The organism is Tepidicaulis sp., assembly GCF_965222285.1.
GTDB lineage: Bacteria > Pseudomonadota > Alphaproteobacteria > Parvibaculales > Parvibaculaceae > Tepidicaulis.
The window spans coordinates 251,004-277,352 of the sequence record NZ_OZ244942.1; the positions used below are offsets into that span (position 1 = coordinate 251,004).

Genomic DNA, 26,349 nt, shown 5'->3' on the forward strand with positions numbered 1-26,349 from the left:
AATCGTGTAGAAATCGTGCTCATCGCCGAGCCGCTCCGTGCTCATCAATCAGGCGTTCGCCCCGTGCAGCCTCCACCGAGCGAACAAACCAGAGCCAGCAATCCTCGCGAACATAAGGGGCCGAATCGAGGACATCCATAACCTCCTTGCATGAGTATGCTTTCAGCATACTCGCGACGTAACGCAGGTGATGCAAGTTGGGCGAATGGTCGAGAACTCGCGTGATGAGCTCTTCATGCACCGCGCGGTGCATGGGGTTTGCTGCCGCAGCTAAGCGAGACAACAACATACTTTGATCGATGGCACCCGATGCGAGGCAGCGTTGGACAGCTTCGACCGGAAACACATCGAAACTATCGGCGAACACATCTGGAATGAGTTTGGCGAGAGCGGGCGTCGCAAGCATGCGGTCCAGTAGTGGAGCGTTGTAAGCCGCACTTCCCCTAAACGCCTTCAGTACCGCTGCCGCGCGCTCGTCATCCGCGAGATGACGCACGACGTAGTCGGCAGCCAGCACAGGCGAAAGCGCCAGCATCTCTGGAGTAAAATGCTCCTCCCAACGGTTCATTGCGCTTTGGAGCGTGATCCATTCGGGGAAGGGCTGCTCAATCCCGTCAGCCGTCTTCACAACGAGCACGGCCCCAGACTTTTTTTGCCAGTCCTCGTGGAGCAGAAGGACTTGGCGGAGGTGGTGAACAGGAAGAGCGTCGGGCCGCTCTATGATGAATCTCACGATGTGGGGAACGCCTGCGGGGTAGACCCGTGCCGTAGCGTTCAGTACATCCTGCATCGCCTTTGGCTGCATCGGGCTGCCCAATCGACTCCATAATTCGTTGATGAGCGTATCAGGAGCGCTCGGAAGCCAGCGCATGTGAGCCAGTGCAGGGATGTGGTGAAGACCCGCGAAGGAAGAAGGAAGCTGCGCAATCATCTCCGGCAGTAGCGCCTCACCATGCCGCGCAACGAGCACCCGCCAACCCGCCTCGTCGTGGCCTGCGGCGATCCAAGCCCGCGCCGTCTCATCATCAATCTCAAGCGATACCTGCTCGGCTAGCCTGTGATGGTGGGGCGCACTAGTCTTTAGGGCGACACTTTGGAAGCGGGCGACCCATGGCGAGCCACGGTCGACGACTGCATAGCCGAGCAGTTCTTGCGCGCGCGCGCCCATGGAAGGAAAGCGGGCGAGTAACAAGCTAAACACGTCGTCGCCGCCGCAACCCACGAGCACGCGGTTGAGATCAAACCACGTGCTGGAATTTGGCGCCATAATCTCTTCGACCAAACGCTCGTATTCGGCCGCAATGAAATGGGCCAAAGCGCTATTGCCGCGCCTTTCTGCGGCAGGCCGAAGCTTCCATGAACACGAAGCTATGATGGAGTCGAGTTTCGGTTCGACCCACGACGGCACGTCGCCGCAACAGCCGAGTGCCGCCGCCGCCGCGTCTTCCCAAGTCACCTTCCCGGATGAGGCGACTTGCTCCAGCCAAAGGCTCCACTCGGGTCCCCCTTCCCTCGCTATTGCTTCGAGCACGAAGTTCGTGTTCGGTGATCCTAACCATTCAGCGAGTGTAGCCCGCTGCGCAAACATGAAGTCCGGACGGAGCGCATGCTCCCATTCGGGTGGATACAAGGCGGCCGCGCCCAGTTCGGCGAGCACGTCTAGTGCTGGACGGAAGAGTTCTGGGTATGCGCCCTTTAGCGCGGCAAGAGCGGCGCGATGGCGCACTGCCAAGCGAGGATCAGCGAAAGCGCGGGCGAGAGCGTTCGAGAGGGCTGGCGCAGGGTGCTCCGCTCCTCGACTCGCGTCAAGAACAGCCGCCAGCACGAAGTCTTCACCTATCGTGGCGTCCACGTCGCTCTCCGCAGCGCGCCCACCCGCCTGAATTGCCAGGACGTAACTCTCGCGCGTCCAGAGCGGGTCGACCGCGCGCTCGGCAGAACCGTTGCCCAGGAGGCCGCGCCCTGTGAGCCAACTCCAGTAGAGGTCGTGGATGGGCACTGCCTGACCACTACGTTCTATGATGGTACCGAGGCTCCGCAGCAGCTGGATCGGGTCCGTGAGGCCGACGGCAGCCGTTCGGATCTGGAGTTCTTGCGTGAGGCGCCCGAAGGATCTTGTTCCGGCGAGGGAAAGGTCGGCCACTGCTCCAGCGAGCGCCTCCGTGAAGCGCTCGGGCAGCCCGCGCGCAAGGTGCCCATGGAACTGGCGTAAGAGGTCACCCGTCGCCGTGGCTCGGGCGGCCGAAAGAACGTGAATAGTCAGCAGAAGAGGCAACCGCAAGAGGTCCAACACGTGGTTCTGCGGACGGGGATCGCCCGGCGCGGCGGTCGCGACTGCATGCGCCACCCGGTCGGGTGGGAGCAGGTCAAGGGTCCATCGCATAAGAGCACTGTCGTCGACATCGGCGAACTTGGCGGTCGCGATCACGCGGGCATTCCGCAGAGCGCGCAACGCTTTTTGCTTCTCGCTTGCCTGTGCTCCGACCGCGAACTCAGACCAACCGTCGATGAAGATACAAACCCGTGGATCCCGGAAGAGGGCCGGTAAGTCGATTTCCGGCGCTACTTCCTTGACCAAGTCTTCCAGGTCGCGCCAGCCTGTCGCCTGCCCCACGGGGAGAAACAGCGGGACGGTAGTCCCGGCTGTGAGCAACCCCTTTGCCGTGTGCCAAAGGGCATGAGTCTTGCCGGACCCAGGCTGGCCAATGATAAGGTGCTTTTTTTCAGGAAGCTCAATGAGCTCCGGCAGCGTCGCGCTTGCAGGTGAGCCCATAGGGTCGGCTTCGGTGAGCCGTGGCTCTGTCGAAAAGGCTTGCTTTAGGGCAGCTCTGACCGCCGATGTAGCGTTCGGGAAGAGCAAGTCGACTGATGGCGGCGCGCCCGCCTCGAGCAATCCATGCGCCAAGTCGCCGAGGTCGTCGAGGGACATAGGATCGCTCGGGCGTGAAGCCTGTTCGCTCAACAGGCGTTCCACAACACCTGATGGGACGGGAATGTACGTCGCGCGCATTAGACAATCCCAGAGTCGTGCTCGGTCTAAGCGACGCGGGGCCGGCCCAAGGACACATGCGACGACCTCCTGGAACACGCTGTCGTACGCACGGCGCGCCATGGGGGCGGTCGCTTGGACCTCCTCGCGGAGCGTAACGATAGCTCGCCGGTTGTTCTCCTCCAACGAACGCCAGTCCGGAGCGCCGCACGCAAAGGTCAACGGGCCGAGAAGCTCCTCCCTGAGCTGCTCGGGAGCACTGTTCGCAACGAAAGACCTCAGGCCATCCGACAGCGGCCGCTGGAGCAGGGCTGCACGAATCTCTTCGACGCCCCCTCCGGAGGCGGCCGTTTCCCAAGCAGTTAGGCCTGCCATGCCGGACGGCAAGGCGTTCTTCTGCTCCCTTCCGATACTCGACGTCGTCAAGAACACGAGTTTTATTTTCCGGTCCAGGTTGCTGACCCGAAGTCTGTAGAGAGACTCAATGGCAGCAATCACATCCGTAGAGTTCAGCGTCATCGCCCCGGAATCATGTGTGTCTTTGACCTGCGTGGCCCGCAATACTTCATCGGCAGCACCCGGTTCGCGAAAGAGTTCGGCGTAATCCTCGGCTACCTCTAGGTAGAGCTGGCCTTCTTCCCCCAAGCCCAACCATGCGGCCGCCGATGCGTGGAGCTGGTAGACGTAGCCGCGGAGCGACGCCATTGCCTGTCGGTTCACATCTTTCGGTGGGACCTTCCAGATCTGTGAGGGATCACCGAATATAGAAACTGGTGTGGCCGACATAGACAGGCTCTCTAGAGTAACGAAATTTGCATAGCCGTACCGCTGGGGCATGGAACGATATTCGGACAGTAGACACCATTATGGCTCAGGACTGAACGTCTGCTTTGTCATGACGAGACATGTTCCACTTATAGTGCAAAGCCGTCCAGCATAGGCCCTGTATAAATCGCCAAGTCTGTCTCTTGCTAGCCTTCTAGAACGCCTGCAGATCACCGTTTGGAGAGAACGGCGCCATTAATTTTTTGCATGAACTCGCCAAGGATGGTGATGTTTCGCAAATGATTTGTCAGCGTGTGGTCTGTTGAGCATCGAATGGTGTCTCCATTCCGATTTCCCGCAGCAACATCCGCCCCAAGTGTGATATCTGTACGTGATGCTTGAAATCACCCTTCCGAGCATCGAACTCAGGAGTCTCTCCCTTTCTCACGTCATTGTACTTCTTCTCAAGAAGTCCAAGCCGAAGAAGGTGTTCTTTTCCTGCGTCATAAAGCTGGTTCTGCTCGAATACGCGTGGTGGGGCGCTAAGATGGGGAGGGTCGGGGCGATTAACTCGGCCGAACGCCTGGCGATCCACGCCTGCGTACGATCTGCCATAAGCGTTCAACAGGTTAACTTCATCATCGTCGAGTTGTCCAAAGATAACCAGCAGTCGCTTTCGTCTTATAATGTCTGAATCGCTTTCGCTCAGTCCGCGGCTCACGGCCTCAACAATCTGACCGATGCGCTCTGACGAGGTCGCCCTTGACGATTGGAAGCCACCTTCCTCTATCAGATCAATCTTTTCGGCATTGGATGCAAGCTCCCCCCTCAATTCGTCAGTCAGATCGTCGACATGTTTGGCTAGGGTCCGCAGGTAGGCTGATATCCTATCAGCTCGCTGTCCTGGAATTTTCATGCCAACAATTTCACCCAGAATCCCACCAACAAGGGGAATAGCTCCTGCTGCTCCTTTTCCAATTGCGACCAGCGTATCGTGAAAGTTGTCGTCAAGTTCGTCAGGTGACGATTCGTCATGCATCATCTTCAACCCATTTTCTTTCCGCTTGCTTATTTTTTACAAATCTCGCTTCTAGTGCCGCGGTCGGCGCTTTCCTGAGATCCCCTCGTCCCTTGTTATGGTCACTACCTTTATCTTTTCGCTCCCCGATATTAGTGCACAGCCGCGTCCTGGACGTCCCGAGATAGCACGGGGGCATGACCGCCTGTCCTACTGAATGATCTTTTGCGGGATTTCATCGTCGATGAACGCGAATGCCGATTTGACAGGGAAGGCGTAGGATGACGGCGCAATGACGGCGACACCCAAAGTGGCCCATCACGTCTTCATAAATGCCCATTATCTCACAACCCACTAAACTCTATCGTTCGCTATATGTAAAGACAAGCTATCCGTAAGCTGATGAACTGGATTATCCAAAGATGACCGCCCCCCCAAAAATCCCTGCGAGTCACTCCCAGCATCGCGAGTGCGATGCAGAACTCGATAAAGAGTGCGTGGGCTGAATGTTGTCGTAAGTCTGAGCTATTGATTCCTGCGCTCTGCTCGGTCACGCCAATTAAACAAAACCATATGTCGATGAGTTGCAATCGACACCTACTGCCATACTCCACCTTTTGGATCCCAAAGACCATAAGCCGCTTCCGGTCTATCTAAAGCTGTGATGATGGGACCGAAGAAGCGCCGTAATTCCTCTTGCAGCTCTGCGAATGGTGGCGGCATAATTGTAGGTGGATTGCGGCGCAAGAAACCAGTCCAAAGACCCTGCTCATTGACGGTCGCAACAAAAGCCTTGGTAAGCCCTAAAGGTATTTCAGTCGGTACTACCGTCTCCCTGCGCTGCAGGGTGCCATTGATTGCTTCGACAATATCTGACATTTCAAAGGGGAAAGTTCGCGCCAAGACCCAGATGTCATAAAAATCTTTAATCCTACTATTTAGTTCCCCGAGGTGGATTAGCGCTTGGAGTTTTTCGGCAATAACAGATTCTGCCGGATACATGAGAATGTTTGCTTCCGGAAGACCCGACAATAGATTGGGAAAACTTCCTCTCTTCGGCGTGGGATGGACATGATCCCCGAAGCCGATGTCGATTTGAATTTGGATTATCGCCTTATGCAGTTCAGCATTCAGATTGACCCGAACCCCTTGGTACTTGTCGGCTTCGCGGACTTCGTCGACTCTCAGGCTATCTGAGAGAAACTGAATGCCGTCTTCATGGCATTCGATGGTACATATTTCAGTGACGAGTTTAGTAATGGCATCAGGATTCGCCGGGCCTTTGCCAAGCAGGTCGAGATCACCAGTTGGTCTGAAGATGTGCTCTGGCCAGGTGATGAAAAGCATTGCTCCTTTAAGCACGTAGAACTCAGCAGCTTGGGTCTGGCTGAGACGGAATAATAAGCGCTCAATTGCATAGCGAGTTAGGATGCGCTGAAAATCATCGCCGTGCTGTTTGGCATGGTTGAACAACTTAGCCCTAATTGACGCGGCGTGGTTTTTGATGATCTTGGTCATCACTGCAATGCCTTTATTAGTGGCTCCATACGACGTGATACGCGATTGATGGTGGCAAACCTCATAAGTTCGCTTGGAGAGATTTTTCTTTGCTGTAAGGCATCGCGAAGAGCTTCTATAGCGACATCCTCGCCTACATGGCGGCGGTACTTGAAACAGTCAGCAACAGTTTTGGCTGCACTGTAAATTGGCACCCTTACACCTTCTATTGAAATGTATTCCACGCCTGCAGTTAAAGCTTCACCACTTGCGCGAACAATTTCTAAAGGCAGATTTGCAGCTTTCGGCGTGCGGGCTTTGTGAGGAATGGTTATCCATACGGCATGAGGCAACTGCGTGGTTAAGCTATGTTGACGAAGGGCGCTGATCAAACTGACGATGCCGTTTGGGACGAGGCGGGCAACTTCAGCTAGATTGTGCGCCGCGTGCTCTCCCACATGCTCTGGATCTTGGTATAGGCCGCGGCCAAGACGGACGAGGTCTCCTGCGTCGCTTAACCGCTTCAGATAGACGAGCGGTATACCAGCGACCTTGAAGTCTCTAGCACGTGCGATGCCCCGATCTCGGATCACGCGCAGGGCCCGTTCGCGATAATTTCTATGACGTTCATCCATTGTGTAATCATATGTAGGCAAAACATATGTTATTGTAAACAAAAAATAACATTAGGACATTTCGCCCTGATGTCATATATTTCATATGACTATGATCAGGCATAACTCATCTACTGACCTTTCTCCAAAGCATGTGCGCGCCGCCCGTGCTCTATTGGCGTGGTCACAACAAGACTTAGCCAAGGAAGCTGGCGTAGCAACGTCAACCATAGCTGATTTCGAACGAGGGCGACGTATTCCAGTCGCAAACAATGCTCAAGCGATACGGAGTGCTCTCGAGGAGGCCGGCATCCGATTCTTGGCTAACGGCGCAGTCATCGGACCGACCGTTCCGTTTATAACTGCATCTGATCGCCCTGGATTGCCCCTCCGTTGGGTCAACGCAAAGGACCTTTCGGATTGGGCAGATCGTTACGATGGTGCAGGAAGCCTGCCAACGCTTCTAAGTCATTTAATCCGGGCAACACACGGCTCCACAGCCGAACTACACTTTCCATCGGACGAGGGGGTCTGGCTTTCAGGTTGGGACGGACGGACTCGGGTCGAGCACGGTAGCCTATATGTACCCAAGGGTGAGGCGGGCTGGGAAATTAGTGCCCAGCGCAGCAATATTATTCAAAAGGCTAACAAAGATTATCTGAAGCGAACCGAGAATCCGGTTCCACTCAGTCCTGCCAACTCCGCTTATGTGTTTGTAACACCACGTCATTGGCCAGAAAAAGACAAGTGGGTAAAAGAGCGTCAAGAGGAAGGCATCTGGCACGAGATTCGCGCCTACGACGCTACCGACTTGGTTCATTGGATCGAACAGACACCGGCCGTTGGTCTCTGGCTCGCCAATCGTTTGGACAAGCGGCCTATCGGAACGCGCGAATTAGACGAGATTTGGGAAGAATGGTCACTCGCCGCACAATGGCCTCTCACTGAGGACCTCGTTCTATGTGATCGTGATCAAGATACAGCCGAGGTCCTCCGCTGGTTGCGCGATGAACCCTCTATCCTTTCGCTTCAAGCAACCACCACCGACGAGGTTGTTGCGTTCTTCCATGCCAGTCTTAACGAGTTACCACACAGTATAGCGGCCTCCTATCGCGCTCGCTGCCTCGTTGCAACCACCACTGCCGCTGCAAGAGCGCTTGCAAATGCGCCTGGATCGCTAATCCTGCTTCTGACTGACCCGGAGCCAGGTGTCTCCCGAAGTCTTGTGGAGCGCGGGCACTATGTGTTGCAGGCTTATGATGAGCGGCTGGCCACACATGGCGAAGTACGTACGCTCAACCGCCCTACTCATGAGGGAATTGCAGATGCTTTAACCACTGCCGGCATTGCTGCGCCGCGCGCGGAGGCACTTGCTCGCGACAGCGCCCGCAACCTTGCTGTTCTGCGCCGCCTGATTCCCAGCGCGCCAGGACGACTGCCAAAATGGGCTGAAGAGTCCCCGCCTCGCGCATTGCTCGCTGCATTACTTGCGGGGGGATGGGATGAAGATGTTGATGCCGATCAAGTGCGGCTTTCGGAACTTGCAGAACGCCCCTACAATGAGGTCATTGCGGCCTTGACCCCATTTGTGGGCGAATTCGATAGCCCACTACAAAAAATCGGTTCCACTTGGCGAATTGCATCTCCACCTGACGCATGGTTCCTGCTTGCGCATAATCTGACAAGCGCAGATATAACTCGCTTTGAGGATGTGGCCTACGCTGTTCTGGGATCTACAGACCCGCGCTTCCACATAGATCCCCAGGAGCGCTGGATGGCTCCCGTACGGGGCGTTCACCGCGCATATTCTGGGATGCTGCGTCATGGGATCGGTCAAGTCCTTATTCTCCTCGCACAATGGGGAAATTGTGTCAGTACTGTCCCAAATGCCAGTTGGCGAGCTGACTCTATTGTCGCCAAGTTACTTCAGAACGCTGATCAACACCGATGGTGGTCCCTCTCGCGTGATTTTCGGCTTCTGGCCGAAGCTTCACCACACGCTTTTCTTACGGCAATCGAAGACAGCCTGGACCAGAGCGACCCTCCCATTCGTGTGCTTTTCGGACAAGATGAAGGTGGTGTATTCGGGGTCGAGTACTTGTCCGACTTGCTGTGGGCATTGGAGACGCTCGCGTGGTCGCCACACTGGCTTCCACGGGTAGTGGGTGTGTTGGCACAGCTTGATGCCATTGACACCAAACCTCGTAGCTATTCGAATGGGCCCTCTGAAAGCCTGCGGAAAATTTACTTGCTCTGGAGTCCGCAAACTTATGCAACGCTCGATCAGCGGCTTCGCGCTTTGGATGCAATCCGAAAACACGAGACGGATACAGCTTGGAAGCTAATGCTCGACATTCTTCCCAAGGGGCACGACAGCTCCACTCCATCACCCATGCCGCGCTGGCGCGACTTCGCTGTCGACAAGGTCGAAAGTGTGACGTGGGGATTAATTGGGCGGGGAGCGGCCGAAGTCAGCGACCGCCTGCTAACTGATGTTGGCCTAAGTCAAGCACGATGGTCACAACTACTCGACCGCCTTGGCGATCTAGCACCCAACCCCGAACGTGCGCTTGCCACACTGGAGGCAGCGGAACCGCAGATTATGGAAAAGAACGATCGGACGGATCTTTGGGAAAAAATAAGACGGGTGCTCCACCATCATCGTCAATTTCCCGAGGCTGACTGGTCGCTATCAGATGAAGTACTAAATCGTTTGGAGGCAACCTACGAACGATTCACACCTGCTGATCCGCTTGAACGAACGGTCTGGCTTTTCCAACAATCTGTTCAACTGCCGAAGCCTTCTGCAGCTGGTTGGATGGTGGAAGACCGAGATGTCGACGCCGCTCGGAGGGAGGCGGCATACGAACTCTACGCTGAGGGTGGGATCACAGCTGTGTTAGCCCTCGCTCGACTGACCAACAGCGCTCATTATATCGGCAAGGCGCTGTATGAAAGCAGATTATCGGAAGCCGAAGTCGACGCTCTACTTGAAGCCGCCGTGAAAAGCAGCGATGCCAGGGAAAGAGATGTTGCACACGGCCTGATTGGTTCCGTATTCCGTGACCGTAAGGAGTTTTGGGCAAAAAATCTGATCGCCAAAGCGAAATCTGAAGACTGGGAAGAAACTTCCCTGCTGACGATTTTTCATGCACTTCCGAGCGATCGCTGGACTTGGGAACAGGTCTTGCAGTTTGACGAGAAGATCATGAAGGCGTACTGGCTCAAGGTGCCAGTATTCCAGATGAGCGAAAACAACGAAGATGCTGCGTATGCTATACGCATGCTACTTGGAGTGGGAAGATCACGATACGCACTACTGCTTGCAGGACGCGGCAAAAAGGCGCGACTGCCCTCTGCTCTTCTAATTGACGTTCTAAACGAAGCCGCTAATCAGCCCATAGACCACAGTAGCGAGGGCAACGACGCAACTATGTTCCAGTATCATGTGGCGGAAGTTCTACAGCTTCTTGATGAGCGTGATGATGTTGACCCGAATGCCCTCAGTAAGCTTGAATGGAAATACCTAAAGCTACTGGAGCACTCCCGGCGACCACCCAAAGTACTGTTGAGGTCTCTCTCAGAACAACCATCATTGTTTGTCGAAATGTTACGCGCGGTCTTTAAGGCAAGCGAGGAAAGTGGCATTACTGATCCAGAACCAGACAATCCTGAAAAGGCGCAGGCAATCGCAACCCAAGCTTACCGACTGCTAGAGCTTTGGGATCGCATACCAGGAACACGCGATGATGGTACGATTAATCAGGAAGAGCTGGAAACATGGATCACAGAGGCAAGAAGCTTAGCTAAAGAAGTTGGTCGAGAAAATGTAGCCGATAGCCGTATTGGACATATGCTATCGGCGTCGCCAATGGGTGCAGACGGAAACTGGCCTGCCGAACCAATTCGCGAGATGATTGATCTCTTTCGTAGCAAGCCAATGATTGATGGCTTTCAGATTGGAAAATTGAATCGACGCGGCGTTACAGTGCGTAATCCGCGTGATGGCGGCATGCTTGAGCGCCGCGAAGCGGAGAAATACCGGGCATGGGCTGAAGCGATCTCCTATGACCACCCCCACACAGCGAAGTCACTATATACGCTCGCTGACGACTATGACCAACAGGCCGCCAAGCATGATGAAAACGCTCAACGTCTGGATTGGGGACTCTAGACAATGTGCGTTGTCAAATTGCGGTGCTCGGCACCCGGCATTCACGCTCCGCAGACAGCAACTGGAGGTGGCGTTCAACTCGATGAATACCCCAATAGATGCTTGCGAAGAGACGCATAGGGCACCCAGAAATTCCTGCACGCCATAGCCCCTGATCTAGGGCCGTCCTGCCCACGGATCAAAATACTATAAATCCCTAGATGATCATTTCATATTGAAATAATGTGGTCAGTACACTTAACGTCCATATGGGGATTGGGGGTGCACGATGCGTAGGAAGGTATTCTTTAGCTTTCATTTTGATAACGATTTTTGGCGCACTCAGCAGGTGCGAAACATTGGTGCGCTTGAAGGACAAACCACTTGCTCAGCCAACGCGTGGGAAGAAATCAAAAGAAAAGGCGATGCCGCAGTCAAAAAATGGATTTCCGACAATATGACTGGCAAGAGCTGCGTTGTGGTGCTCGTTGGATCGGATACCGCGAACCGACGTTGGGTTCTTCACGAAATATCAAAGGGGTGGAATGACGGTAAAGGTATTCTAGCAATTCGAGTTAATAAGCTACTTGATGCGCATAGTCAGAGTTCGCGTGCCGGACCTAACCCTCTGAGTAAGATCGCCTTCAATGATGGTGGAAAAACCTTGGCTGACGTCGTCGAGCTGAAGACGCCGGTGGGGAGCGACAGCAAAGCTATTTATGCGACCATATCAAACAACATCGAAAAATGGATCGAAGAGGCAATTCGTATACGAGCTAATGCCTAGATTAGGGTGTGTTCATTGAGCCACTATGAATTAGCAATATTAGGGGATGCCACCTCAGAAGAGCGTGAACGGCTCACAAAAACGATTGCCAACATGTTGGATGCATTCGATCTTCGAGTTGGCTGCGATATCTCGATAAGAGATGGAGAGGAAATATGTCAGCGCGATTTACGCGCTGCTACCGTTGCCGCTTACTTTGGCGGAACGAACCAGAAAGACGCCGACGTTGCCCGTGATCTGGTGCAAGCAAGCCAGCCGGTCATTCCAACCGTCCTAGAAACAGCTAATTTCGGCGATACTATTCCGAGCTTTCTTCAGGGCTTTAATGGCCATTATCGAAAGCCCGATGATACGTGCATGACGGAACTCTCTGCTGCGATGCTGGAGTGCGTCGGGCTGCTTAGACGACAGCGGCGCATTTTTGTCAGCTATCGTCGTGTAGAATCGAGGGCAGCGGCATTACAGCTTCACGATGCTCTGACTGCACGTGGATTTGATGTTTTTCTTGATACACACGACATCCGCCCTGGAGATCCTTTTCAGGACGTTCTTTGGCATCGTCTCTGTGATTCCGATGTAATGATAATGTTGGATACGCCCACCTATTTCGAGAGCAAATGGACTCGTCAGGAAATCGGACGGGCACGAGCAAAAGAGATCCATGTACTGCGTGTCGTTTGGCCGGAGTATAGGCCCAGCAAATTAACAGATTTGGCTGAAACCATTTATTTAGAAAAAGAAGAGCTCGAGGGCCCTGACGGGCCGATTGTCACTAAAAAAGTTGATCAGATCGCACTTGCGGCTGAGAATTTGCGCAGTCGCAGTATAGCGTCGCGATATATGTCCATAACAGGGAAACTACGTGCAGACATCATGCGAATCGGCGCAAGAGTTGAGGGGGTTGGAGCGCATAGGGCTATTGCTGTCCGCTTAATCGATGATCGCAAGCTATGGGCATACCCAGTAGTGGGAATTCCAACTGCTGAGCTTTTCAATGATGTTGCGGAGAAGGCAAGGCGCGCAAATCAACGCGAACAGCCAATTCTAATTTATGATCATGTTGGTATTCGTGAAGCTTGGAACGCCCACCTTAAGTGGCTCGATGAAAATATTAATGTTGTGAGAGCAATAAGGGTTTCAGAAGCGGCTTGGGCTCTAGCGGCATGGGACGATTGAAGATGACCGAAGCGATTTTCCTGTCAGCTAGTGTACCTGATCCACGACGGGGAAGCGAATACGCCAAAACCGCTGATGCCGTAGCTATTCAAGCTGCTGTATCAGCATTGGTGTACATTACGCTTGGCCGACGGTTGCTGATCTGGGGAGGTCATCCTGCAATCACTCCCATGATCTGGGTTGCTGCTGCTGACATGAAGATCGACTATGCTCAATGGGTGCGTCTATATCAATCGCGGTACTTCGAGGATGCCTTTCCTGAAGATAATGAGCGCTTCAACAACGTTATATTCAGTGAAAACGTAGAGGGTGATCGTGAGAAAAGCTTGCTTGAAATGCGCAGGAAAATGTTTGGGGAAAATCAGTATGCAGCAGCGGTATTTATAGGTGGAATGGGCGGTGTCGTTGACGAATTCAATTTGTTCAGGAGTCTGCAGCCGAACGCAAGCATTGTTCCAATCCTATCGACGGGAGGAGCGGCGCTGGAGCTGGCAAAAAAAATGGACGCTCTTCCGGAGGATTTATCAAATAACCTAGACTATGTATCGTTATTATATCGCCACCTCGATATTTCTGAACAAGAAGACCGATTCTTTCGCCCAAACGAACAGCCTGCTGATCCTGAAGCGCGCCGTTGGAAACCACCCACACCGTAGTGGTGTGATCTTGGCCTTCTCTAAACGCTGAAGAACGGCGCAGGAATATTCTCTGCACATGTATTCCAGTGTAAATTCGTGATCTGATAGATTGCCCCACCCATCGATATCAGTATAGTTTTTGTTCGCGGTCCCGCTCAATCTGTCGGGCTGCGCCCGTTGATAAATAGAGACCATCAGCGAATTTTAGAAGTAATCCAACCACCATATTCTTTTCGTTGCGTCGCAATTGAGCTGTGTTTCCATTTCCATCATCGAGGTTTGTGACCCAAATTTTCGATGATTCCGGTTTCGTTACTTTCCAGATATCCTTTCTGTCTGCTTGGGCGTTTTGCCGCCAGCGCATGAGGGGGCCGGCAAGCGCCTTGGACACTGTTTTAGCGGAGCTGCGGCCGGGGCCGTCAAGTAGCAGCAAGCCAAGCATTTCCTGGTGCGCGAGGATCAGCACGATCGCCATCGGATCGCTATAAGCTTCCGCCAGCAAGAACTGTTTCCAGTTTCCGATCGCTCTGCCGATGATCCCCGGACGCTTTGGAGCGGCCCGTCGCGTTGTCAGGTACCGCCGCCAGAGAACCCCTGTTGCCGGATGCCCCTTGAGCATCGGCCGGGCCTTATAGCGCCGCGCCGGCATCGAGCGAGCGACCCTGGCCTCTCTTTCCTTCTTCATCGGCTCAAACGGTCCCAGCCGCTTCTCCAGCGCCGGTTTTGAAGTAGAGCGATCAAAGGCGCTCGCCTTCATCGCCTGCTTGCCTTCCCGCGCCTCGACAAAGACCAGGCCGTTTGCCCGCTTGCGAAGTGAGACGCCGTGGTGAGCGAGGCTCTCATGGAGAGCCTGCCAGTCCGGCGCCTTCTCTATCTCTTCCAGTATCTCCGCCTTGCTCTCCAGCATGTAGCGCTGGAACGATTGCTGCCAGGTATGCCGCTCATAATCCTGGGCTTGCAGTGAGAGGCCCTCCTTCTTGCGCTCCAGGCCGTCCGTCATGCCGGGATCGATCGCCAGGCCGTACTTCTGCTCGAGGGAGCGAGCGGTCTTGGCGAGCGCTTTGAAGTCGTGACGCGGATACGCCATCTTGAGGGTCTGCGGGTTTACGAGATTATAGGCCACATGCATGTGGAAGTTGTCGGTATTGATATGCGTGCCCGCAACCCGTTGATGATCCGAGAGACCGAGCGCGCCTGCAAACTCGGCCTCGATGTCTTTAAGGGCCTCGGTTGAGAGCTTTTCCTGGTCGCCCGGCCGGAACGACACGAGCAAATGATAGGTCTTGTTCTTCGTCTCGGGTTTGTGCTTGCGCACCGCCTCGATCTCGGCGAGCGCCACATCGAGATCACCCAGCTCCTCACCGGCATCGCAACCCACGATCCAGAACTGATCAAGCTTCTCGCCTTCCTCCTGGGCTGCCGCGATGTATTTGCCGAGCGCCGTGAAGTTGTCGGCTATCTTGGCGTCCTTGGGCAGGCGCCGAGCGATCATGCGCGCCCCCGTTGCACGAGGGCGCGGATCTCCAGAGCCGCGGCTTTCAGATGCTGCTGTGTTTCCGCAATCTCGGCCGCCAGGACCTCCAGCCGCTCTATCAGGCTTTCCGGCGGCTCCTCATCGAGCGCGAGCTTGAAGAGGTTCCCCAGCCGGGCGAGGTCCGCATTCACCTTCATAAGGTCCCTTATGCCCTGCCAGGCTACGAAGTCGGTGGCGTCCGGTAGGCGCTTCGCCAGCACAACGCGACGCACCACTTCCGAGCGGTTCAGATGGAGTTTTCCGGCAAGCTCATCGATATGCTCCCGTTCTTCCGGCGTGAGCGTGACGGAGAGGCGGTATTGCTTGGTTGCCATCGTTCACATCTCCATACCTTGGTTGCGGCCGCGCTTCTTGTCTGGCGCGGGCTCAAGCCCCAGCGCCTGGCGCTGGCGCGCCTCATAGAGCCTGGCGCTGGCGCGCCTCATAGAGCTTGGCGCCCGCGCGCATGTTCTGCTTGCGCGCCTCGATGATCTGTTTCTCTTGGCGGTCGAGCCGGGATTTGTCCTGATTGAGGAGGCGCGTGGCATGAGAGCCGAAGAAGAGGCGGGCCTCGTCTTTCGGAAGGCCGCCGACACGGCGCTTGGGCAGGCTGTGCGCCTCGTCTATGAGCCTGTATTGGGCCGGGTCCTTGACCAGCTCAATATGCCGCTCGGCGATCTTGAGCTCGGCCAGCGCCACATCGAGGCTGGAGCGCATCGCCCGGCTGCTGACATACTCCGCCCTGTCGTTCTCCAGGAAGCGGCGTTCTGCGGCGAGGATGGCCTCCAGATCACCGCTTTTTCCGGCTTCCTTTACGAGATCGAGGATCTGCGCACGTGTCTCCTGCCGTTCCCGGGCGGCCGGGGTGCGGTCAACTTCACTTGTGAGCGTTCTTTCCCGTAGAAAGGCCTTCTCAAATCTCTCGATTAAGCCAGTCTTTGCCATAGGCTGCTTCCGCTGTCTCGGTACGCAGTCCCTTGGCCCTGATCCAGTCCGCCCCGTTCACACGCTTTGCAGCGAGAAGGGCAGATGCAGGGATTTCGGCAAGAGCAAGCCAGGCCCAGGCGGTTTCGCCATCATCGGCATCATCGGCGGCCTGGGATTCGACGACATAAAGAGCGTTCTGCGAGAGACCGCCCGCCAGCAGTTCCTGGCGCTTTGCTTCGCTCAAGTAGCTTTTCGGCATGGGGGTCTCCTTTGCGTCGAATCTCATGAAGTTCAGTCTAGCTTTGCCGGCCCGTGCGGGCCAGTGGGATGCGTCGTTTTTAAAGAAGAAGGAGCTGGCGGCACGAGCCCGCGCCGCCAGCCGGTGTGTGCTCTCAGACCCCGAGCCCCAATGCCTCGCCCGAGCGGGCTTTGGCCGGGGACGCGGCCTTCTGGGTTTCCTGACCTCGCGTCCTCACAAGTTCGGGCAGAAGTTTTTCCAGCGCCTCCGGTCCCCGTTCCTGCGCGATGTCGTTGAAGTCGGTGAGGCCCTTGGCCTTCTCGGCCTCCGTCAGCGGCGGCACGATCAGCTCGGCATTCACGGCCTCGGCCGCTTTCCGCGCCCGCGCAAGGCCCGCATTGCGCTCCTTGCCGTGGTCATCATCGGCCGCGATCACCAGGGCCCGTTCCGGCTCTTTGGCCTTGAGCGCTTCGGCGACGGGACCAAGGTTCCCGGCATCGAAGGCGACAGCGACCTGGCGGCGGCTCGCCTTCTCAAGGCTGGCGGCCGTCGCATAGCCCTCCGCAATAATGAGCGGCCCGTTTCCTTCTCCGATCACATGCATGAGGCCGGTCTTGCGCCCGCCCTTGAGGAAGCGTTTCGTGCCGTCTTCCTTGATCACCTGCAGGTTCCAGAGGAAGCCCTTCTCATCACGCATGGGGACCAGCAGATTGCCGTTCTCGTCGAGTTTGAGCCCATGGCCCTTGACCTGTTTTCTCTCAAGGTAGGGGTGGTTCTGCGGGGCTTCTTCCGCGTTGATATAGACGGCATAGGCGCGCTTGGCGGTCCTGGCTTGGGTTTCAGCGATCTCCGCTTCAAGGTTCGCCCGCCGTGCCTGGGAGTCGGCCTTCACACGGGCAAGCTCTTCCGGGTCGAGCCTTGAGCCCGTCGCCACCCATTGCACGGCCTTTTCGCCGGTCTTGTAGTTCATGATCTGCCCGGCAGGCCGCCCGTCCAGGAAGCCCCGGTAGGAGCCGGAGAGCTGCCCCTTGCGGTCACCCTCGACTGGGACCCGGTGCCATTTGCCGTCCATCTGCGGCGCGCCTTTGAGCTTGAGGCCGTTCGCTTCCAGAGCTTCCGCAAACTCCTCCTGCGGCGAGACGGAGGGCGCCTCGCGCTTTGGGGCGTTTTCTTGAGGGAGCCATTTGGCCACCGTCTCAAGATCGGTCCCCGCGCGCACATACCAGGATTTGCGGCCCCGGTCCCAGCGGGCGCCCAGTTCCTTGGCCGCGTCTTTCTCCTCATAAGGGACGGCAAGATAGATGCGCTTGGGCGGTTCTTGTTCCGCGCCGCCGGGAGTGTCCAATTGCGCCTCCTTTTGGGGTTCTGAGCCGAGCGCCTGGGCCTGTTCGGCCCGCTTTTTGTGGGAGAGTTCAAGGCTGAGGCGCTTTTCAGGTTCAAGCACCCAGCTGCGGATGTTCTCCGCGTCTCTTACCGCGCGGAAGAGCGCGGCGGGGTCTTCCTTGATGGTGTTTGCCCAGGAGCGCACATAGGCCGCATGGCGCTCCGGGAAGTGCCCGAGCCCCAGCTCCGTCGTGATGAGATAGGAGGCGATCTCCGCCCTCAGCTCTTCACGGGCGTACGTCTCAGATCCGAAGGCGCCGAACTCCCGGCTCAGACGGCTCTCATGGCCGGTCGCGTGCCCCAGCTCATGGAGCGCCGTGGCGTAATACTCATAGGTCGTCCCGAACGCCTCTTGCCTCGGCAGATGGATGGCGTCCTTGTTGATGGCATAAAAGGCCCTGTCGCTCTGGTCGTGATGGATGGGCACGCCGCCGCCCGCCAGCACCTTTTCGGCTTCTTCCACAGGCTCGAAGCTGCGCTCGGGGGCCTTGTAAGGTTCCAGCCCATCGATCTGCTCGGCATTGAAGACGGTCGCATAGAAGACCTTCGGCCGTTCGAGCCGGTAGGTCTCATAAAGCGCGTTGCCTTCGCTATCGGTCAGCGGCTGGCCGGCTTCATTCAGCTTTTGCTGGCGCTCTTCCCATTTCCAGAACTCGATTTTTGTGCCCTTCTCGCCCTTGCGCACCTGGGCGTCTTGTGCCGAAGCCTGACGGTAGGTCATCCAGCGCGGGTCCGCGTAAGGCTGCAGATCGAGCCAGATCGAGTTGATGCCCTTGTAGGCGGTGCCGCTTGCCGGGTTATGCGCCCGGTCCCGGATGAGATTGGGGTCCCAGGGCTTTTGCCAGGGGGCAGTCCCTTCCTCGATATGCCGCACCAGCTCCTCGATGACGGTCTCCCGCCAGGTTGGGCCTTTCTGTTGTGCCTCAGCCATGGGCGCCTCCCTCAGCGGAGAGCGCGATGTCGTCCATCAGGCTGTCGAGCGCGTCCTCTTCAGAGAGCGCGGTCTCTTCAAAGGCGCCCATCTCATCGGCAAGGTCGGGATCGACGGCAATTGGGCCTCTCACGGCAAGCGCCGGGATCGTGGCCGAGGCCAGACGGCGCCAGACCGTCTCACCGATTGCAGAACTATCGTCAGTCTCTCTCATGGGGGGTCTCCTGTTGCAGAGAGGGCGCGGGTGATTGGGGAAGGACGGGCGGCGCCGGGATCGCGGCCCGGCGCGCCAGCTCCTTGTCCTGGAAGTAAAGGCGCTGCAGGCCCCGGATCGGCGGGGAACCGGCTGAGAAGATGAGCGCTTCGCCGGGGCGGGTTTTGTGGCCGTGCTTTTCGATGCCCTTGAGGCGCATGCACTCGTCTGGGGTGAGCAGGGGGCGGCCGGTCTCTCTGAGAGAGTCCGAGACGGAGCCGGGCTGGCCGAGCCTGCCGGAGCGCGAGCGCTGCTTTTGCACCACCGTCGTCTTGCCGGTCATGTCGGAGAGGAGCTTGGCGGTCTCGATGCGGTTCGGCGCAAAGGCGATGCGCACATGGCAGTTCGACATGACGGATTCGTCCCGCCCATAAGCCTGGTGCAGCTGGGCAATGTCCTGAACCACCACAAAGGCCTTGAGACCGTATCCCGCCATAAAGGCAAGGGCCCGTTCGAAGATTTCGAGTTTGCCGATCGCGGTGAACTCGTCGAGCATCAGAAGCAGGCGGTGCTTGTAGGTGTCGATCGACTTGCCGCCCTCGAACTCCATCCGCTCGGTCAGACGGCGCAGAAGGATGTTCATGATGATGCGGATGAGGGGCCGCAGCCGGTCGATATCGGAGGGCCGGATGATGAGATAAAGCGCGGCGGGCCTCTCCCCATTGACGAGATCGGCCAGCGCAAAGTCACTCTCTGCCGTGTTCCCCGCAATGATGGGATCGGCATAGAGGGCCAACTGCGTGATCGCCGAGGAATGCACCCCGGAGCGTTCCTGCGGCGCCTTGATCTTCATGCGCGCCGCCCCGCGCCGCACCTCTTTATCGACATGGGGCACCCCATGCTCAAAACCGATCATGTCATCGAGCAGCGCCTCGAAGTTATCCTCGCCCGTGCCCTCCTCGATGACGCCGGAGACGAAGGTGTTCACATCATCGAGGCAAGCGTCACGGCCTTCATCTCTAAGCACCCGGTAGATCACATGCAGGATGACCACCGAGAGCCAGGTCCAGCCTTCCTGGCGCCAATAGTCCCGAAGGCCCTTGCCGTCCGGGTCGATGATCATGGCGGCGATGTTCTGACAGTCGGCAATGTCCCGGCCGCCCTCGAGCCGCACTTCGGCCAAGGGATTGAAGCGCACGGTTGAATCGGGGCTGGTCGGCTCGAACTTCAGGATGCGGTGCCCCTGGGAAGCCCGCCATCCCGCGGTCAGGGCAAAGTTCTCGCCCTTGATGTCGAGCACGAAGACGCTTTCGGGCCAGGTCAAAAGCGTCGGCAAGATAAGGCTCACGCCTTTACCGCTTCTTGTGGGCGCAAAGACCATGACATGCTCTGGCCCGTCATGGCGGAGCGTGCGGGTGCGCAGTGGCTCTTTCCAGCCGCCGACCGTGACGCCCTTCTCGGAGAAGAGGCCTGCGGCTTTGACGTCTTTGCGGGTTGCCCAGCGCGCCGTGCCGTGCAGCTCATCAGCGTCCCGTGCGCCTGAGAGCGTGCGGGCCGAGACACGGGCCGCAAGCGCCGCCACGCCCAGCATGGCAAGCACACCCGCGCTCCCCGTCCAGATCGCGGCCGAGACCATCTCGGCCGGAAGACCGGCCGGGTGTGCCGCACTCTTAAAGGCCCACTCCCACCAGCGCGCATCCAGCGGGTCGAAGCCAATGGACCAGTGCCACTGGAGAAGCACGGCCGCGATCACGACAGCAAAGACGGCGACAAGGGCAAGACGCGCAGCCAGCATTACCGGCCTGCCTTTCTTGCCTCGATCCAGGTGTTTACCCGGGTCTCAAGCTTCTGTGCGCCGGACGCGAGCACATGACCGACCATGCGGAAGAGACCGGCCGTCAGGAAGGCCGCAAAATAGCCTGGAACCATACCGGCAAAGGCAGCATATCCGATCACAAGCGCAGCCCAGGAAAGGCGCGGCAGGTCTTGCACGGCGAGGAAGGCATCGAGCGTGAGAATGAGCGCGGTCCACAAAAAACACAGACCCGCCACAAAGGCGGCGGCTTGCGAGGGACGCGGCAAGCGCATCGAGAGCAGGATCCATAGCCCCAAAAGGACTGCGGAGAGGCCGCCGCTTGCCACAAAGATTGCCTTGAACCCGGACGCCTCAAACGCTCCGCCTGCAGGGGCAAGCTCCAGGAGTGCCCCGGCAACCACACCAAGCGCGGTAGAAGGATCGAGTGTGTTCATGCGGTTTGTTCCTTTCCGTCTTTCATCACCCAGCGGTCCCGGCGCGGCTCCCAGATATCGGTAATGCGCCGGAACCCGTCCGCGCTGCGCTTGATCTGCACCACCACGTCCACAAGCTCTATGAGGAACTCCGGCACGCGCGGCATGGCAGCCCCCGACCAGGCAATGTTCTGATCGAACTTCCGGTGGATGGCCTGCCAGGGGCTTTCCGCATGGATGGTGCACATGAAGCCGGTCACCCCTGAGTTGAGGGCGGCAAGCGCGGCAAAAGCGTTCTGGGTTGAGATTTCGCCGAAGAGGATATGGTCCGGCGTGATGCGCATCAGATGATCGTAGAGCTGGCGCCAGTCGAGAAGCCCCGCGCCGGTCCCGGCCTCGCGCGCTGCAATGAGCCCGACCCCATCCCAGAAGCGCTCAATATGAAGCTCCGGCGTATCCTCAACCGCAACGACCCGCCGGTTCGCATCGATCGTCTCCAGCAGCATATTGAGCAGCGTCGTCTTGCCGGTATTGGTGGCCCCGGCAATGATCATGTTGGCTTCGCTCTGGATGGCTTCCGTCAGATACTCCCGGACAGCCGGGCTTACCCCCGCCTGTTCCCAGGCGGGGGTGAAGGGATGCTTGCAGCGGATGGCGAGCGAGAGCCCGGTGCGCACAGACGGTCCCACCAGGCACTCGAAGCGATGGCTTTCCGGCAAGATGCAGGAGAGCTTCGGGCTCTCATCTGCATCAAAGGTGAGCCCGTAATGATTGCCCAGCGAGCGGGCGATCGACTCGATCACGGCGAGTGTCAGACCCTCATCTGCCACCCGGCGCTTGCCCTCGCCCCGGCGCTCGGTCACGACGCAGCCGGGGCCGCTCATGCGGATTTCGACCGTGGCCGGGTCATCGTAATGCACCGAGAGGGGCCCCAAGATTTGCCGGAATAGCGGATTGGGATGCAGCATGACCGGCTCCTAGTTGATGATCCCAAGACCTGCGCAACTCTTTGCAACGCGCACATAAGGGGAGCCTTCGTTCGCCCAGCTGCCATATTGCCTTGTGCCGTCCGGGAACTGCGTCACCTGGCGGCTTTGACGGCGGTCGTAATGGGTCATGCTCACGCCTTGACCCAGCGTCGCGCAGCCGTTGTAGGAGCTGAGGCCTGTTACTTGCCGGGACTGAGGCAACTGGTGCCAATAGGACCGCCAAGGGCAATTGTTGGGGTGATTGGTGCATCCAGCTCCGAGGTAATAACCGTTGCCCCCGCCTTCCCATTCAGTGAAGGCATAGACCGTGCGGCTCTCGGCAGAGACAGTGCACTTGTTGCCTTTGTTCACCGGGGCGGCATCGCCGACCACGACCTCGTAAGGCGTTCCATCAGGGCGTCGGTAGAGCTTCACCGAGTCCTGGCCTGCATATTCCGTGCAGCCCTCATACCAGCCCGTGCCATCGAGCTTCGTGGTGAGGCCCTCATAGACGTAAGGCTCCTCCTCAGCGCCTGGCAGCACTTCAGAGGAGAGCACCGTGTAAGGCCCTTGCGGCGTGTCGATGCTTAAAGTGGTGAGCCGGTAGGCATAGAGCTGGCCGTCATGGTTCTGCCAGCCGGAGACGGTATGTTGATGGTTATAGACCGTCTCGGAGTTCACGCATTCAGAGACAAATGTGCGCGTGCCGGAGCGCTCATAATAGAACCGCTCCTGCCCGTAAGAGACCCCGGCTGAAACATCGTGCGTCCAGCTTGCCGGGTTCGTGCACCCTTCCACCGTCGCAACGAGGGCGTTTGCGCTGCTGTCAGGCTTGCACTCGGTAATGAACTGAGGACCGGTTTCAAGATCGATCTGCACGCGGGACTGATGCGTGACGGTCCCAAGGTCGCGGCTGACAATAGGCTCGCAGACCAGCGCCCCGCCTGTCGTCTCATAGACCTGCCGGTGCGCGTATTCGGTTCCGTCATCCGAGCACGGCCCCGCCTGCCAGAGCGCGCCGTCCAGCTCATAGGTATAGCGGCTCTGCCGGAACGAGCGGCTGGCCGCAAAATCATGGCGAATGGTGCAGCCCTCGACACTGCGCAGCAGCGGCACGGCGGCAGCTTCAAGCGAAGGCTCACACCCGCGCACCTGCACTTCCGTGTTGCTGGCATTGAGATAAGTGAGCGCTGCCTGCGGGACGGCTTCTTGCTTAGAGTAATCAAGATAGACCGTGCAGGCCCCGCGCTTCTCCGTGATCGGGAAGACCTGCTCTTCATCGGGCGCGCAGTCGCTCACCTCCTGCCGGTTGCCGCCTGCATCCGTGTAGAAGAGAAGATATTGCGCCTGGGCAAGACGGGCCTCGATATCCACTTTGTCCCCGCACACCGCATAGGACTTCTGGAGCGGGAAGCGATCATTGCCGTCTTCGCACTCCGAGTAAGTGACGCGGCCGTCTTCTTCGGTTTCAACGCGGGCCTGCTGAATGGCAACCTGCTGCGTCAGATCCACCCGCACCTGGCAGCCCTCATTCGTCACCCGGATATTCGGGATGGAGGCGGGCTCGACATCGAGCGGCGCCGGGTTCTGATACCCGGCAGCGTCCTTGTTCTCGGCTGCATTAGAAGGCGCACCGCTTGCCGCATTCGCCGCTTCCGCCGTCTCCCGCTCTTCTGCTTCATCGTCTTCTTCTGCCAGGCGCTCAAGAGCGGCAATCAGCTCATCGCCATTGCCTTCCACATTGATAACCGAGGCCGCATCAAGCTCCGGCCGCTCCAGCGTGAACTGCGCCACAAAGTTCTCGGTATTGAGCGCCTCGACTTTACCGTCCTTCTGGACGCTGGAGAGCACGAGCTGGCCGACAAGCTGCCCGTCCACCTTCACATAGCGCGAATAGGCATTGGCCGTGACGCCTTCGGTGAGGCTTGAGGCCGCGCCAGGCACCCGCACCAAAGAGAGGTCGATAGGCTGCGGCTCATTCTCAGGGACGGCCGTTAGACCCTTCGTGCGTGTGACGATCTCAACCTTGCGGGCAAGCTCCTGAACATTCGGGCTTGCAGCGCTTTCCTGCCCGCCAGCCTCGGCCGGTGTGCTGGCAGATGGCTCGGCCGCGCCGGCAGAGCCCGGCCCGGCCATGCAGGACAAGGCGACACAAGAAACGGCAAGGGAGGATTTGAGCAGCTTAAGCATTTGGGGGGACTCCTTTGAACTACTCGGATTGGGTGAACTACTCGGCTTTGGCGATGTACCAGTCCACGGCGGGGCGGATTTGCACCCGTGTGCCCTGGGGGATGGTGATGATGGGGGTAGGCGCGCGCAGGAGGATGGAAGTCGACGAAAGGCAGTTCCATGAAGGAGCCGTAAATTCCATCATTGATGTAAAGACGGTTGTCGCCGCTGCGCCTGAGATTGATGCGGGCAAGAAGGCTGATGCTGTCCGCAACGAGCGCCCGCCCCGGCTCGCAGCTCACGGGACAAGGAAAGAGCGCGGCGCCCCGGCGAACCGAATCGAAATAATGCGTTAGCGGCTGCTCGCCGCCGCCCGGATAGTGGCAGGGAAAGCCGCCGCCGACATTCAGAAGATCGAGCCCGGCCATGTCCGGGCCGAGCGCGCGCCCGGCGATAGCATGGGCAAGGCGCATCATCTCTTCATAGGCGGCGGGATTGCGGTTCTGCGAGCCGGGATGAAAGGTGAGCCCGGCGCGGAACCCAAGCCCCTTCGTCCGGTGCAAGAGATGGCTTGCCTCATCCGGCGTCGCGCCGAATTTTTCGTGGAAATTGTAATTGTCCGTGCCGCGCGCCGCTGCATCTTTGAAGCGTACGTTAAGCAGAATGTTGCGCGCCGGAACGCCGGCTCCGGCAGCCAGTGCGGCAATCTTTTCCAGCTCTTCCTGGCAATCGAGTGCGAAGCTGCGCACACCGGCTGCCAATGCATGGGCGATGTCCTCCGGTGCTTTGACCGGGTTATTGAAATGCAGCACAGCGGCGGGGAGCGCGGCCCGGACAAGATCGATTTCCTGGCGCGAGGCGACATCGAATTCCCGGATGCCGGCTTCGATGATGGCGCGCAGCACCACCGGATGCGGGTTCGCTTTCACGGCCCAGGCCGTGCTGCCCGGAAAGCTTTCGTGAAATTTGGCCACCTGGCGGTGCACATGCGCGGGACAGAAACACAGATGCGCCTCGCTCGGTTTTTGCGAGGTAATTAGCGCGGGAAGTGAGGCGAAGTGTTCGGGCTGCATGGGCTTATCCGGCGTTTGAAGCGGCGCTAACCACGTCCCATGCCCGCTTATAGGTTTTCTCTGCGAAACCCGGTGCGTCCGAATAAAAAGCATCAAGCATCATCTGTTTGATACGTCCGGCCTGCACGCTTTCCAGATCGCCGAACCGGTGCAGCCAATTATCCGCCGCGATGGCCGCCACCACATCCTCCGGAGCTACGGTGCCGTATTCCAGCACCACGGCCAGCACTTCAGCTTTTGGAAAGAGGCGTTCGAGATGAGGCCCGAGCACGCCCTGGGCCAGAACGTCCGGTCCATCCGCCGGGGGCGAGACGAGGATGTCGCCCCACATCGCGCGCGCCCGCCGGATGCGCGGCTGGCTGCCCTCGCCATAGGTCATCAGGACACCGTTCCCGGCCTCCCCTAGCCCGGTGTGGAGGTCGATTTGCGTTGCCCGGATTTTGCCAGCCATAAAGCGCGCCCAAAGGGCTTCTATCGTTCGCCGTGACCAGCTTGGTTCCACCCCGCCATATTGCAGCCCTTCAGGATGGGCATATTGCCCGCCGCTCACCGCCTGAAAAACCGCGGCGAGACCCATGCGCGCAATGGCCTCCGCCGCTTCCTGTTTAAGCCGCGCGCTATGCCCTTCATCCCATGCCTGCGGATTGAGGATGTCATAGAAATCCTTATAGCCTTCGTTGACGGGCAAAGGTTTGCCGAAATCGATGAAATTGCGGTTGAGGTCGACATTGTCTTCGTTGACCCGGCGGTGCCAGGCAAAGCCGTAAGGATTGACCGCATGTACCATCACCGTGTGCAAGTCGTCGCGCGTCGTGCCGACAATGCCTTCTTCGAGAAGGCGGCTTTGGATCTGCGATCCAAGATAGCCTTCAATGCCATGCGTGCCGGAGGAAATCATGAGCAGGTCTTGCGCCTCCGGATCACCGCAAAAGGCCAGATCCATGTGAAGCGGCCCGCCATCCGGGCCCGGCAGCGGATGAAGAATGCTCTCGGTTTTCCAGCCTGCCCGCTCCGCATTGTCCAGGAATGCCGCCCGTGCGGCGTGATAGCGTTTTGCCATTGTTTTCAGATCAAGCATCGCTACCCCT

At 57.9% G+C, this 26,349-nt stretch carries 19 protein-coding genes and 1 pseudogene; 5 read left to right on the forward strand and 15 right to left on the reverse strand.

Features of this window, described 5'->3' with window-relative positions; translation table 11 throughout:
- Nucleotides 1-19: 19 nt before the first annotated feature.
- The 4 genes from ACOQOT_RS01105 to ACOQOT_RS01120 all read right to left on the reverse strand — a co-directional run bounded on the left by ACOQOT_RS01105 (nucleotide 20) and on the right by ACOQOT_RS01120 (nucleotide 6,904).
- Nucleotides 20-3,826 (reverse strand): hypothetical protein, encoded by a 3,807-nt coding sequence (locus ACOQOT_RS01105; RefSeq protein WP_420560550.1) that lies wholly within the window; start codon nucleotides 3,824-3,826, stop codon nucleotides 20-22.
- 235 nt (nucleotides 3,827-4,061) lie between these two features.
- On the reverse strand, nucleotides 4,062-4,796 hold the full coding sequence (locus ACOQOT_RS01110) for a hypothetical protein (RefSeq protein WP_420560551.1): 735 nt from the start codon (nucleotides 4,794-4,796) through the stop codon (nucleotides 4,062-4,064).
- A gap of 573 nt (nucleotides 4,797-5,369) precedes the next feature.
- On the reverse strand, nucleotides 5,370-6,290 hold the full coding sequence (locus ACOQOT_RS01115; RefSeq protein WP_420560552.1) for a nucleotidyl transferase AbiEii/AbiGii toxin family protein: 921 nt from the start codon (nucleotides 6,288-6,290) through the stop codon (nucleotides 5,370-5,372).
- The gene (locus tag ACOQOT_RS01120) at nucleotides 6,290-6,904 is read right to left on the reverse strand and encodes a type IV toxin-antitoxin system AbiEi family antitoxin domain-containing protein (protein ID WP_420560553.1); all 615 of its coding nucleotides are present in this window, start codon (nucleotides 6,902-6,904) and stop codon (nucleotides 6,290-6,292) included. Before ACOQOT_RS01120 ends, ACOQOT_RS01115 begins: the two co-directional genes overlap by 1 nt.
- A gap of 91 nt (nucleotides 6,905-6,995) precedes the next feature.
- On the opposite strand from ACOQOT_RS01120, the pseudogene ACOQOT_RS01125 reads away from it, so the two are divergent.
- From ACOQOT_RS01125 to ACOQOT_RS01145, 5 genes and pseudogenes are all read left to right on the forward strand, one after another.
- Nucleotides 6,996-7,121, forward strand: a pseudogene (locus tag ACOQOT_RS01125) (helix-turn-helix domain-containing protein); the annotation flags it as partial.
- A gap of 81 nt (nucleotides 7,122-7,202) precedes the next feature.
- Nucleotides 7,203-11,057 carry an XRE family transcriptional regulator gene (locus tag ACOQOT_RS01130; protein WP_420561974.1) on the forward strand — a complete coding sequence of 1,285 codons (3,855 nt, stop codon included), beginning with the start codon at nucleotides 7,203-7,205 and terminating at the stop codon, nucleotides 11,055-11,057.
- 268 nt (nucleotides 11,058-11,325) lie between these two features.
- Entirely contained in the window at nucleotides 11,326-11,823 is a 498-nt protein-coding gene (locus ACOQOT_RS01135) for a TIR domain-containing protein (protein WP_420560554.1), read from the forward strand.
- 15 nt (nucleotides 11,824-11,838) lie between these two features.
- Nucleotides 11,839-12,999, forward strand: coding sequence for a toll/interleukin-1 receptor domain-containing protein (locus ACOQOT_RS01140; protein ID WP_420560555.1), 1,161 nt, complete (start codon nucleotides 11,839-11,841; stop codon nucleotides 12,997-12,999).
- A 2-nt stretch (nucleotides 13,000-13,001) separates the two neighbouring features.
- The gene (locus ACOQOT_RS01145) at nucleotides 13,002-13,655 is read left to right on the forward strand and encodes a hypothetical protein (protein WP_420560556.1); all 654 of its coding nucleotides are present in this window, start codon (nucleotides 13,002-13,004) and stop codon (nucleotides 13,653-13,655) included.
- A 109-nt stretch (nucleotides 13,656-13,764) separates the two neighbouring features.
- Here the strand turns inward: ACOQOT_RS01145 and traI are convergent, their stop codons facing one another.
- The 11 genes from traI to ACOQOT_RS01200 all read right to left on the reverse strand — a co-directional run bounded on the left by traI (nucleotide 13,765) and on the right by ACOQOT_RS01200 (nucleotide 26,339).
- Entirely contained in the window at nucleotides 13,765-15,129 is a 1,365-nt protein-coding gene (gene traI / locus ACOQOT_RS01150) for a TraI/MobA(P) family conjugative relaxase (protein WP_420560557.1), read from the reverse strand.
- Nucleotides 15,126-15,485 carry a plasmid mobilization protein gene (locus ACOQOT_RS01155; protein ID WP_420560558.1) on the reverse strand — a complete coding sequence of 120 codons (360 nt, stop codon included), beginning with the start codon at nucleotides 15,483-15,485 and terminating at the stop codon, nucleotides 15,126-15,128. Before ACOQOT_RS01155 ends, traI begins: the two co-directional genes overlap by 4 nt.
- A gap of 82 nt (nucleotides 15,486-15,567) precedes the next feature.
- Nucleotides 15,568-16,095, reverse strand: a complete 528-nt coding sequence (locus ACOQOT_RS01160) for a hypothetical protein (RefSeq protein WP_420560559.1) — start codon at nucleotides 16,093-16,095, stop codon at nucleotides 15,568-15,570.
- On the reverse strand, nucleotides 16,064-16,336 hold the full coding sequence (locus ACOQOT_RS01165) for a hypothetical protein (protein WP_420560560.1): 273 nt from the start codon (nucleotides 16,334-16,336) through the stop codon (nucleotides 16,064-16,066). Before ACOQOT_RS01165 ends, ACOQOT_RS01160 begins: the two co-directional genes overlap by 32 nt.
- A 133-nt stretch (nucleotides 16,337-16,469) precedes the next feature.
- Nucleotides 16,470-18,629, reverse strand: a complete 2,160-nt coding sequence (locus tag ACOQOT_RS01170) for a zincin-like metallopeptidase domain-containing protein (protein WP_420560561.1) — start codon at nucleotides 18,627-18,629, stop codon at nucleotides 16,470-16,472.
- The gene (locus ACOQOT_RS01175; RefSeq protein WP_420560562.1) at nucleotides 18,622-18,843 is read right to left on the reverse strand and encodes a hypothetical protein; all 222 of its coding nucleotides are present in this window, start codon (nucleotides 18,841-18,843) and stop codon (nucleotides 18,622-18,624) included. The genes ACOQOT_RS01170 and ACOQOT_RS01175 overlap by 8 nt, the downstream gene beginning before the upstream one ends.
- Entirely contained in the window at nucleotides 18,830-20,617 is a 1,788-nt protein-coding gene (locus ACOQOT_RS01180; protein ID WP_420560563.1) for a type IV secretory system conjugative DNA transfer family protein, read from the reverse strand. Before ACOQOT_RS01180 ends, ACOQOT_RS01175 begins: the two co-directional genes overlap by 14 nt.
- Nucleotides 20,617-21,072, reverse strand: a complete 456-nt coding sequence (locus tag ACOQOT_RS01185; protein WP_420560564.1) for a hypothetical protein — start codon at nucleotides 21,070-21,072, stop codon at nucleotides 20,617-20,619. Before ACOQOT_RS01185 ends, ACOQOT_RS01180 begins: the two co-directional genes overlap by 1 nt.
- Nucleotides 21,069-22,019: an ATPase, T2SS/T4P/T4SS family gene (locus ACOQOT_RS01190; protein WP_420560565.1), complete on the reverse strand. Its 951-nt coding sequence runs from the start codon at nucleotides 22,017-22,019 to the stop codon at nucleotides 21,069-21,071. Before ACOQOT_RS01190 ends, ACOQOT_RS01185 begins: the two co-directional genes overlap by 4 nt.
- Before the next feature lie 1,994 nt (nucleotides 22,020-24,013).
- Entirely contained in the window at nucleotides 24,014-25,261 is a 1,248-nt protein-coding gene (locus ACOQOT_RS01195; RefSeq protein ID WP_420560566.1) for a hypothetical protein, read from the reverse strand.
- A gap of 4 nt (nucleotides 25,262-25,265) precedes the next feature.
- On the reverse strand, nucleotides 25,266-26,339 hold the full coding sequence (locus tag ACOQOT_RS01200) for a DUF2817 domain-containing protein (RefSeq protein ID WP_420560567.1): 1,074 nt from the start codon (nucleotides 26,337-26,339) through the stop codon (nucleotides 25,266-25,268).
- Between the last annotated feature and the right edge of the window lie 10 nt (nucleotides 26,340-26,349).

What these genes read in the sequence shown, in the direction of transcription:
- ACOQOT_RS01105 (WP_420560550.1), bottom strand. Translation starts at nt 3,826, where the DNA reads ATGCCCCAGCGGTACGGCTATGCAAATTTCGTTACTCTAGAGAGCCTG.
- ACOQOT_RS01110 (WP_420560551.1), bottom strand. Translation starts at nt 4,796, where the DNA reads ATGATGCATGACGAATCGTCACCTGACGAACTTGACGACAACTTTCAC.
- ACOQOT_RS01115 (WP_420560552.1), bottom strand. Translation starts at nt 6,290, where the DNA reads ATGACCAAGATCATCAAAAACCACGCCGCGTCAATTAGGGCTAAGTTG.
- ACOQOT_RS01120 (WP_420560553.1), bottom strand. Translation starts at nt 6,904, where the DNA reads ATGGATGAACGTCATAGAAATTATCGCGAACGGGCCCTGCGCGTGATC.
- ACOQOT_RS01135 (WP_420560554.1), top strand. Translation starts at nt 11,326, where the DNA reads ATGCGTAGGAAGGTATTCTTTAGCTTTCATTTTGATAACGATTTTTGG.
- ACOQOT_RS01145 (WP_420560556.1), top strand. Translation starts at nt 13,002, where the DNA reads ATGACCGAAGCGATTTTCCTGTCAGCTAGTGTACCTGATCCACGACGG.
- traI (WP_420560557.1), bottom strand. Translation starts at nt 15,129, where the DNA reads ATGATCGCTCGGCGCCTGCCCAAGGACGCCAAGATAGCCGACAACTTC.
- ACOQOT_RS01155 (WP_420560558.1), bottom strand. Translation starts at nt 15,485, where the DNA reads ATGGCAACCAAGCAATACCGCCTCTCCGTCACGCTCACGCCGGAAGAA.
- ACOQOT_RS01160 (WP_420560559.1), bottom strand. Translation starts at nt 16,095, where the DNA reads ATGGCAAAGACTGGCTTAATCGAGAGATTTGAGAAGGCCTTTCTACGG.
- ACOQOT_RS01165 (WP_420560560.1), bottom strand. Translation starts at nt 16,336, where the DNA reads ATGCCGAAAAGCTACTTGAGCGAAGCAAAGCGCCAGGAACTGCTGGCG.
- ACOQOT_RS01170 (WP_420560561.1), bottom strand. Translation starts at nt 18,629, where the DNA reads ATGGCTGAGGCACAACAGAAAGGCCCAACCTGGCGGGAGACCGTCATC.
- ACOQOT_RS01175 (WP_420560562.1), bottom strand. Translation starts at nt 18,843, where the DNA reads ATGAGAGAGACTGACGATAGTTCTGCAATCGGTGAGACGGTCTGGCGC.
- ACOQOT_RS01180 (WP_420560563.1), bottom strand. Translation starts at nt 20,617, where the DNA reads ATGCTGGCTGCGCGTCTTGCCCTTGTCGCCGTCTTTGCTGTCGTGATC.
- ACOQOT_RS01185 (WP_420560564.1), bottom strand. Translation starts at nt 21,072, where the DNA reads ATGAACACACTCGATCCTTCTACCGCGCTTGGTGTGGTTGCCGGGGCA.
- ACOQOT_RS01190 (WP_420560565.1), bottom strand. Translation starts at nt 22,019, where the DNA reads ATGCTGCATCCCAATCCGCTATTCCGGCAAATCTTGGGGCCCCTCTCG.
- ACOQOT_RS01195 (WP_420560566.1), bottom strand. Translation starts at nt 25,261, where the DNA reads ATGCAGCCCGAACACTTCGCCTCACTTCCCGCGCTAATTACCTCGCAA.
- ACOQOT_RS01200 (WP_420560567.1), bottom strand. Translation starts at nt 26,339, where the DNA reads ATGCTTGATCTGAAAACAATGGCAAAACGCTATCACGCCGCACGGGCG.